Below are 8,504 nucleotides of genomic sequence, written 5' to 3' on the forward strand. Positions count from 1 at the left end.
GGCGGGGGCGGCGGCGGAGGCGGCGGAGCAGCCGGCTCACCGAAGTTGTACGCCACGCCACCCAGCAGCGAGTGCGACCGGAAGCGGCCGTCATGCGTGTTGTTGGCGACGTCGACCAGCTTGACGTTCTCGGCGTTGAAGAAGCGATACTTCAGCGTCGCGTCGATGTGGTCGGTCAGCGGTGCACGGATGCCCGCCAGAGCCTGCCACGCGAACACGGTGTCCGAGTCGTTCAGGAAGTCAGCGCGGTTGTTGAGCGCGTAGTTCGCCTTGACGCGAGCCACACCGACACCGCCGCCGACGAAGCCCTGGATGCCGTCGTCGGCACCGAAGTCGAGCAAGCCGTTCAGCATGAAGCTGAGTGCCGAGGTCGAACCACCGGCATAGCTGTAGCTGCCAGCCGGGACGGTGCCAGCACCGATGCCGGTGTTGGTCAGCGTGGTCGAGCTGTAGCCGTCAACCGTCGCGCGGCGATAGCCGACTTCGGTTTCCAGACGGAAACCACCGAAGTCGTAACCCATCACGCCGTCAACGTCATAACCATAGTCATGGTCGACGGTCGCAACGCCGGTGCGCGTGCCGGTGACATCATAATCGATGTCCTCGACGATCATCCCGCCGCCTTCGATGCCGACGTACCACGACTTGTCGCGGGCGAGGGCAGGCGAAGCCAGAGCGGTGGAGGCGAGTGCCAGAACAATGGCAAGCTTCCGCATCATAGTCCCCTTTCTTGGTTGTCACTACGGACAGCGCAAACCCACTATCGGAGCGTTGGTTTCCACGCAAGCGAACAAAAGCCCGCGACTGTGGCATTAAAAGCACAGATTTCCGGTCAGCCCGCGGCCACCAGACCATGGTCGCGAAGCGCCCCAATGATCGCGTTCAGCGCCAAACGTGCTTCGGAATCAACGACTTGCCCGCCAGATGGCAGCGCGATGCCTGGTCGTTGCGCGCCAACAACTTTTTTTCCTTCGATCACCAGCGACCGGGCGGCGACACGGCCCAGCCGCCACTGGTTTCCATCCCATTCGCACCGGCAGTCATCGGCCCGACTCCACACCGACAATCCTACCCGCGGAACGAGGAATCGCCAGCCGCCCTCGGTCCAGCCTGCCATCATTCCGGCACGGCCCGTCCAGATATCGTCCGGCCGGTCGCCGACGATCCAGGCCTGGCCGGGCAGCGGACTGGCGGGCGGCGCATTCACGCCGACCGCCTCGACGCAGGGCTGCACGACCAGGTCGAGCAGGCTCAGCGCCTCGTTGTGGGTCAATTCCTTCTGCGCCTGTCCCGCCGCCAGCAACGGCAACATCCAGCGCGGCGTGTCGTTCGTCGTCATCATCCCTCCCCCACGATTCCGACCAGCGGCGCCGAGGCACCCCAGGTCCCGATCTGCCGGATCGCCACCCGCGTTCCGTCCGCCACCGTGCCGCTCCACACGGGTGCGGACAGTTCCTCGACCCGGTCGCCGATGGCGATGCGATAGCGCTCCGTTTCCTCGCCGAGCGGCGCATCCACCCGGTCCAGCCAGCGCCAGCCGATCCGGCTCCGCCGCGTCCAACCGATGGTGACGCGCCCGTCCGCACCGCGCCGACACCGCCAGCCGATCGGCGATGGCGGCAGGACCGACAGGCCCGTCACCGCGGCGGCGGTCCGGACGCCCTCGACCGGGTCGCCCAGGCCGTGCGCCAGGAAACGGACGCTGCGGCCGAGCATCGCGACCGGCACGTCCAATGTCCGCACCGAGCCGGGCGCGATCAGGACGAAGGATGCGCCGGGCAGCGCCAGCCCGATCATCGCCTCCGTCCCACGCAGCCCGCGTCGCAGACCGCTCAGCCGCCAGTGCCTGTCACCCAGCGGCCGTACCTGCGCGAACTGGATCAGTTCGCCATCGATCCAGGCGAGGTTGGCACCCGCATCCAGCGCGGCGTCATCGGCATCCGCCAGATCCTCGGCCAATTGCACATCGAACCTTCCCCGACGATCGACCAGGGCGCTGCCGCCGCCGGGCGTCACCGCGCTGACCACCCCGATGATGCCGGGCAATGCCGTCGGGCCGAGCGCCGTCCAGTTCGCGCCGTCGTCGAGGCTATAGGCCAGTTCTGCCTGTCGCCAGCCCGGGCCGCCCGCCGCCACCACCGACAGGCGCGGCGCCGAGTGCAGTTCGTCGGTCAGCGGCGGTGCCTCGAACGCGATCAGCCGGGTCGTGCCGGTCACCCTGTCCGCCGCCCGCGCGATCCGGCCGGGCGAGGCGGGCAGTATCGGCCCACCCGCACGAACCGCCGCCGCCCCGCCATCGCCACGCGGCACCGCCGGTCGCCCAGCGCGGCGCGGCAGTCGGGCGAGGTCTCCTCCGCCACCGGTCGGTCGAGCGATGCCGCCACCCCGCGCAATTCGGCGGTAAAGCCGCCCTCGCCCAGCTGGACCGCGCCGATCGTTCCCTGTCCCAGCGGCACGGGCGCCGCTTCGCCGGTCCAGTCGACCGCGAGGGCCGCCACGCTCGCCCCGTCCCAGCGGCCGCCCAGAAGATCGCGCTCGCCGATCGCCGCGCTGGTCAGCGCCCCCGACGCCTCCATCAGATCGGGGTCTAGGCCATCGCCGCGCAGGATCGCACTGGGCGTCAGGCCGGGCGCGGCGCGACAGCGAAGCCCCTCGATCCACAGGTCATGGTCGTGGCCCGTCAGCCCGATCGTCACCCCGTCGCACCGCTCGATCCGCCAGCACAGCACCCATGTCGTCAGCGTGTCGGCGCTCATGCCTCCCGCACCTCGACCAGCGGGACCGACGCCGCCGCGCCCGCCCGGAACCCGGCCAGCGTCGTGCTCAGCCGATCCTCGGCAAAGCGGACGGGCACGTCGAAGATGAAGCTGGCGGCGATCGCTGCGCCCTTGGCGGGTGCGGTGTCGAACAGCAGCCAACCGCCCGGCTCCAGCGCGAACCCGGTGACGGCGAGGCCCGCGACCTTCACGGAGACACTCCCCGCCACCGGCCGGGTGATACGGCGCGACTGGCCGCCATAATGGCGGGCCAGTGCGAAGCGGCGCGTGACGCCGTCGCCGGTGCCGATCGCTTCGTCCGCGCCGATGCTATCAAACGGATCGCGCAGGCGGAAACCCCGCGCCGGTCCCATCCGCGCCCGGAAGAAGCCGAGCAGCGTGGCGATGTCCTCGGCCGAGCGGATGCCGGGGCCGACATCATAGGTCGTCCGCGCCTCCGCCCAGGCGGCATTGCGTGCCTCTCGCCCGCCGGCGCTGGTCAGGATCGCGGTCGAGAAGCCCGGCGTCACCTCCGCCTCGCGGCCCAGCGCCAGCGGGAACAGCACATCGTCGAAAGCCTGCACCTCGTCCTCCTCCCCTTCCCAGCACACGAACCCGTCGCGCATCACCTGCGGCATCGCCCACAGATAGGCCGCAGCCACGCCACGCTCGCGTGCCGTCTGCGCCGCCTCGGCGATCCAGCCCCACTGCGCGCGCTGGTCGGCGCGCAGCACGAAGCCCGACAGATAATGCTGGCGCTCCGGCGGATAGCCGAGCCGTGCCTCGGCCAGCGCGACGCCCTTGCGGGTCGAGGCGGTGTCGCCCGCCGTCACCCAGTCATAATCCTCCAGCTGCAACACATCGAAGGCCGGGCTCGCCCAGCCGACCGGCATGTTGGCGCGCTTGGCCTCGGGGGCCTGCGGGTCGAGCACGGTCGGCAGATAGGTGAGCAGGTGCGTGACACAGCCCGGCGCCGCCGCCTTCGCCGCCGCGCACAGCGCCGCCGTCGAGGCCGCCAGACACGCCCCCGCGCGGTCGAGCGTGTCGCGCTGCGCTTGCGTCTTCGCCCCCGTCATGCTCGCCATCGGCACGGGCGCAAAGGCCGCCACCGCCGCCGCATCGTACAGGCATGGGGCCCCGTCCGAGGGGCGCACCCACCACCAGGGCTCGCCGACCTGGAATTGCGGAGCAAGCCCCGCCGCCTGCCCGATCGCCAGAAACGCCCGCGCCACCGCCTGGAGATAGGCCATCGCGCCGCCATGCGCCGGGCTGAGCAATGTCGAGGGCGGCTCCCAGCCGGTCAGGGCGGGCGCACCATCGGCCGAACGCTGCTTCCAGTCGCCCCAGCAATGCGCGTCGAACAGTTCATAGGACAGCGACCAGATCAGGTCGTAGCCCAGTGCCTTCGCCTCGCCCGCGAAACCGCGATGCCACGCCGTGGACGCCACGTTCAGCGCCCCGCCAACAAGGCTGGCGTAGAGGCCGTCCCCGCTGCGTTCGAGCCGGAAATAATGGCTCATGCCGACATAATGGACGATGCCGCCGCGATAGCCGAGGTGCAGCATGTTGCGCAGCAAACGCTGCGGCGTCAGGTGATAGCTGTCGTCATACCCGCTGGCGATGCGGAATCCCTGTTCGGGTAGCACCGCCGCGCCGACCCCGATCACCGCCCCCGGCCCGTCACAGGCGATACCGGTCAGCTCGACCCAGCCCTCCTGCGGCCGTGCGAGGAACTGCGCGCCGGCATCGTAATCGGGGGCGACCAGCGAAACGAACATCCGGTCGACATCGCCCGCCCAGACGGAATCGCGCTCCTCCGGAAACCGGAACCCGCCCGCAAGATTGGCGAAGTCGATCACGACCTCCGCATCCTCCGGCGTGCCGGTCGCATAGTTCCACAGCCGGACATACCAGGCGCGGGCCTTGCCGCTCTCGTCACGCCCCTCGATCGTCAGCGTCGGCCCATGCCGTGCATCCAGCGGCTTGATCCCGCCGGAGCGCCAGCGGAACCGCAACCGGCAATCGCGATAGTCGCGCACCGTGTCGTAGCGCAGCAGCGGATGGTCGTGCCGGTCGACCGATTCCCAGATCAGCCCCGCCAGATCGTCGGCACGATAGAATACCGCATCGATCCGCTACGCATCGGGCGCGCTCGCGACCACCGCCGCCATCATCGGGCGTGGAAAATCGACCGTCCAGTATCGCGGGTCGAAGCGCGTCTCGATCGTGCCCGCCAGCGCATGGCCGCGCATCCGCGCCTCCGCCGCCGATCCGGTGAAGACGCCCGCGCCCGCCACGCTGACATGCCGCACGCCGGCCCCCGACAGCAATTCGCGCCAGCCGCCCGAATCCTTGCTGGTCACCACCACCGTCTCGCCATTGATCGACAGTTGCGTGGTGCGCAGCCCCGCCATCGTGGCGAAGGCGGGCGGCTCGGCCCCGTCACCGATCTTGAGCAGAAAGGCGCTTCCCTTTTCGATTGCCATGTCCCGTCCCCCTATTGTCCCGCGCGCCACAGCCGGGCGCGCCATTCGACGCTCGCACTCCAGCGCGCGCCGGTCTTCGCCATGCGGGGCGCGGTTACGCTCAGTCCCGCCACCCGCCAGCCGTCCGCCAGCATCTCGGGCAGTCCGATCGCCTCCGCCGCCTGGACACAGGCGCGCAAGCGACGGGGCTGCTCCCCCTCATCGGTCAGGGTCAGCGCGACGCGCAGTTCGCGCCCCTCGATCCCGGCCGCCCCCCAGTCGCTGTCGCTTGGTTCGCCCAGCACGGCTTGCGGCACGCTCGCCCGCACCGGCACCGCGTCGAACAGCGCCATGCCCAGCGGCGTCAGCACGGGGCGGAGCGCATTCATCAACCCGGCCCGCAACGCCTCCCGCGCGGTCATGCCTGCCTCGGGCGATCGAGTCGCATCCGCCGATAGGGTCGCCAGAGCGCGGCGACGGCGGCGGGCGGCACAGCGGCGGCATCGCGATTGTCGAACAGGTGCGCGCCCATGATCGCCACGCCGTGTGCGATCTCGGGCGGCAGGCTATCCCAACCCTCGGCCAGGCCCGCGCGATAGCGCGCCGTCGCGGCCTCCCGCAGGCGGACCCAGCCGCGCCCGTCCCGGTCGATCGCGTTTTCACCGCCGGACAGGATCGTCACGACCGGCGTCTCCGCCAGTGCCTGCCACGCCACCGATCCCGGCATCGGCTCCTCGACGAGCCGCCGGATCAGCATCTGCCCGCTAAAGGATTCGGCCAGCCCCAGCGCGACGCCCGCGACTCGCTCGACCAGCGCCGCTTCGTTGCCCGCCTCCAGCCGCAGCAATGCGCGCACCGCACCGGCCGCCGCCGTCACGGTCGCCGGGGGCATGGCCTCCTTCGTCCCGCTCATCATGTAAACTCCTTCATCGATACAAACTGCGACAGGTCCGACACACGGGCGTCACAGTTGGCGCGCAGAGAGTGGGACAGCCGCTGCCCTCCTCCCCCTTGGGCACCGGCCATGCCGACCCCGCGCCCCCCGGCCGGTTCGGCATCCTCCCTGAACTACGGGGCAGCCCTTTGTCGGCTGCCCCGATTTTTCAGGGACTTAGGCCGTCGCGAACTTCATCAGCTTGATCGCCTCCGAGTCGCTGACACAGCCGCCGACTCGCCGCGTGGCATAGAAGGTGACAAACGGCTTGTTGCTGTACGGATCGCGCAGGATCGCGGTTTCGGCACGCTCGGTGATCAGGTACCCCGCCTGGAAATTGCCGAAGGCGATGGCGGTAGCGTCCAGGCCGACATCGGGCATGTCCTCCGCCTCGACCACCGGATAACCGAGCAGCGTCGCAGGCTGGCCCGCCGCAAGCCCCGGCGCCCAGAGGAATTGACCGTCCGTCGTCTTCAGCTTGCGGATGCGGGCCGAGGTGGCGGCGTTCATCACGAAGCATGCCCCCTGCCGATAGGGCGCCCGCAATAGCTGGACCAGCTCGATCAGCCGGTCCTCCCCGCCCGCCATGAACGCGCCCGCCACGCCGCTCGGGATATATTGCAGCGTGCCGAACGGGCGCACCCCGTCCTTGGCGGTCGAGATCGGGTTGGTCAGAAAGCCCTTGGGCCGGTTGACCCCCGATCCGTTGACGAAGGCCTGCCGCGTCGGCATCGGCGAGGCCCAGCCGGGTCAGCGCGCGCGTTGCGCCCAGTTCGCCCGCTTCCTCCGCCACCGCACGCAGCGTGACGAGGTCCGCACCACTATCCGCCGCCTGCGCCAGCAGCCGCGCCAGAACGTCCCCGCTCATGACAAGCCGACCATCTGGCGCTTCTCCGCCGGATCGAGGAAGTCGGCGCTCGCCGCCATGGCCCACAGCATCTGGCGTTCCTCGGCCAGCGCGGTGACGCGGTTGATGTCGACCGACAGGCTCGCCCCCTCGAACCAGCCCGCCAGTCCCTGCGCCAGTCCGCTCAGGATCGCGCCCGCCAGCGGCAGGATCGCCTGCCGCCACAGCGCGCGGTTCGCCTCGCGATAATTGGCATAGGTGTTGTCGCCGGGCAGGCCGAGCAGCATCGGCGGCACCCCGAAGGCCAGCGCGATCTCACGCGCGGCCGCCGACTTGGCCGCGATGAAGTCCAGCTCGGCCGGAGTCAGGCTCATCGCCTGCCACTTCAGCCCGCCCTCCAGCAGCAGCGGACGCCCCGCATTGCCGCTGCCCGCGAAACCCTCCATCTCGGCGCGCAACCGCTCGAACTGGTCGGGGGTCAGCGTTGAACCGTCACCCGGATCATAGACCAGAGCGCCCGAAGGTCGCGCCGCATTGTCGAGCAGCGCGCGGTTCCAGGCGGCCGCCGCATTGTGGATCGCGATCGCCCCCGCCGCCGCGCCCAGGCAGCCCAGCCCGTAATGATCGTCGAGCGGGTGGCAGCTTTTCAGATGCACGACTTGAGGCCGGACCGGATCGACCGGCAAGGTCGTCACCCGGCCCCCCGGCACGGTAGAGATAAGCGGCGGGCCAGCCGCTCGCGTCCAGCTCCATCGTCAGCGTCGCCCCCATCAAGGCGATCCGCGCGCCCGGTTGCTCGCGGGCGAGCGCACTCACCCACTCCGCCCCCGCGCGCGTCTTGCCGAAGCCGCGCCCGGCGCGGATCAGCCAGACCCGCCAGTCACCCGGTGGCGCGACCTGTCCCGCGTGTGCCCATAATTCCCATCGCTCGACCAGTTCGCGCTTCTGGGCGGGGCTCAGTGCGGCCAGCGCCTGTTCGCGCGCACCTGGCTCCAGCATCGCCAGCGTGGCGAGCCGCGTCGCCGCATCCTCGCTCGCCATCACGCCATCCCCTTCAATCGCCGCCGCGCCAGCCCATCGAGCGCGCGTTCCAGCGCCGCATCGGTTTCGGCCGCGTCGGCCCTCGCCGCTTCGCCCGCGCCGTCACCCGCCCTGGCCTGCGCATCGCGGCGGGCGAGCAGCTTCAGATAGAATTGCACCTCGGTGGCGCTGAGCGGCGGGGTGATGGAGAGGCCGGTGGTCCCCGCACCGGCCTCTCCGCCCTCCGCCCCCTCCTCGGCCGCCAACAGGGTCAGCATCCGGCGCAGCAGCCCTTCCTCGACCAGCGCGTGCGCCGCGCCGATCGCGTCGTCCCAGGCCTCGGCAAAGGCCCGGTCGCGCGCCCGCAAGGTGCGTGCGGCCCGCAGCGTCTCTCCCACCGCGCGTGCCGCCGCCCCCGCATCGGCACTGACCGCCAGCGCCGCCAGGAATTGCCGTCGCCGCGCCAGCGTCCACCGCGCGCC

7 protein-coding genes and 4 pseudogenes are annotated in these 8,504 nt (G+C 70.6%); all 11 read right to left on the reverse strand.

Annotated elements, in window-relative coordinates:
• A partial coding sequence (locus NS355_RS13625) for an outer membrane protein (protein ID WP_153008226.1) occupies positions 1 to 716 on the reverse strand: 716 nt, incomplete at its 3' end.
• A 116-nt stretch (positions 717 to 832) separates the two neighbouring features.
• Positions 833 to 1,342: a DUF2793 domain-containing protein gene (locus NS355_RS13630; protein WP_345938810.1), complete on the reverse strand. Its 510-nt coding sequence runs from the start codon at positions 1,340 to 1,342 to the stop codon at positions 833 to 835.
• On the reverse strand, positions 1,339 to 2,310 hold the full coding sequence (locus tag NS355_RS13635) for a phage tail baseplate protein (protein ID WP_167345462.1): 972 nt from the start codon (positions 2,308 to 2,310) through the stop codon (positions 1,339 to 1,341). Before NS355_RS13635 ends, NS355_RS13630 begins: the two co-directional genes overlap by 4 nt.
• Positions 2,214 to 2,756, reverse strand: coding sequence for a DUF2163 domain-containing protein (locus NS355_RS13640; protein ID WP_244489687.1), 543 nt, complete (start codon positions 2,754 to 2,756; stop codon positions 2,214 to 2,216). The genes NS355_RS13635 and NS355_RS13640 overlap by 97 nt, the downstream gene beginning before the upstream one ends.
• A pseudogene (locus tag NS355_RS13645) lies at positions 2,753 to 5,287 on the reverse strand (phage distal tail protein, Rcc01695 family). The gene NS355_RS13640 and the pseudogene NS355_RS13645 overlap by 4 nt, the downstream one beginning before the upstream one ends.
• Positions 5,254 to 5,643: a tail completion protein gp17 gene (gene gp17 / locus NS355_RS13655; protein ID WP_058746218.1), complete on the reverse strand. Its 390-nt coding sequence runs from the start codon at positions 5,641 to 5,643 to the stop codon at positions 5,254 to 5,256. Before gp17 ends, NS355_RS13645 begins: the two are co-directional and overlap by 34 nt.
• A complete protein-coding gene (locus NS355_RS13660; protein ID WP_244489688.1) occupies positions 5,640 to 6,134 on the reverse strand; it encodes a hypothetical protein in 495 nt (164 codons plus the stop codon). The genes gp17 and NS355_RS13660 overlap by 4 nt, the downstream gene beginning before the upstream one ends.
• Before the next feature lie 198 nt (positions 6,135 to 6,332).
• Positions 6,333 to 6,872 (reverse strand): annotated as a pseudogene (locus NS355_RS13665) (phage major capsid protein); the annotation flags it as partial.
• Positions 6,873 to 6,915: 43 nt separating this feature from the next.
• Positions 6,916 to 7,023: pseudogene (locus NS355_RS19495) on the reverse strand (DUF6127 family protein); the annotation flags it as partial.
• Positions 7,020 to 8,043, reverse strand: a pseudogene (locus NS355_RS13670) (phage portal protein). The pseudogenes NS355_RS13670 and NS355_RS19495, both read right to left, overlap by 4 nt.
• Positions 8,043 to 8,504, reverse strand: a 462-nt coding sequence (locus NS355_RS19070) for a hypothetical protein (protein ID WP_058746219.1), incomplete at its 5' end; no start/stop codon positions are given. The pseudogene NS355_RS13670 and the gene NS355_RS19070, both read right to left, overlap by 1 nt.

Origin of the sequence: Sphingomonas yabuuchiae, assembly GCF_001477495.1 — a bacterium.
Lineage (GTDB): Bacteria > Pseudomonadota > Alphaproteobacteria > Sphingomonadales > Sphingomonadaceae > Sphingomonas > Sphingomonas yabuuchiae_A.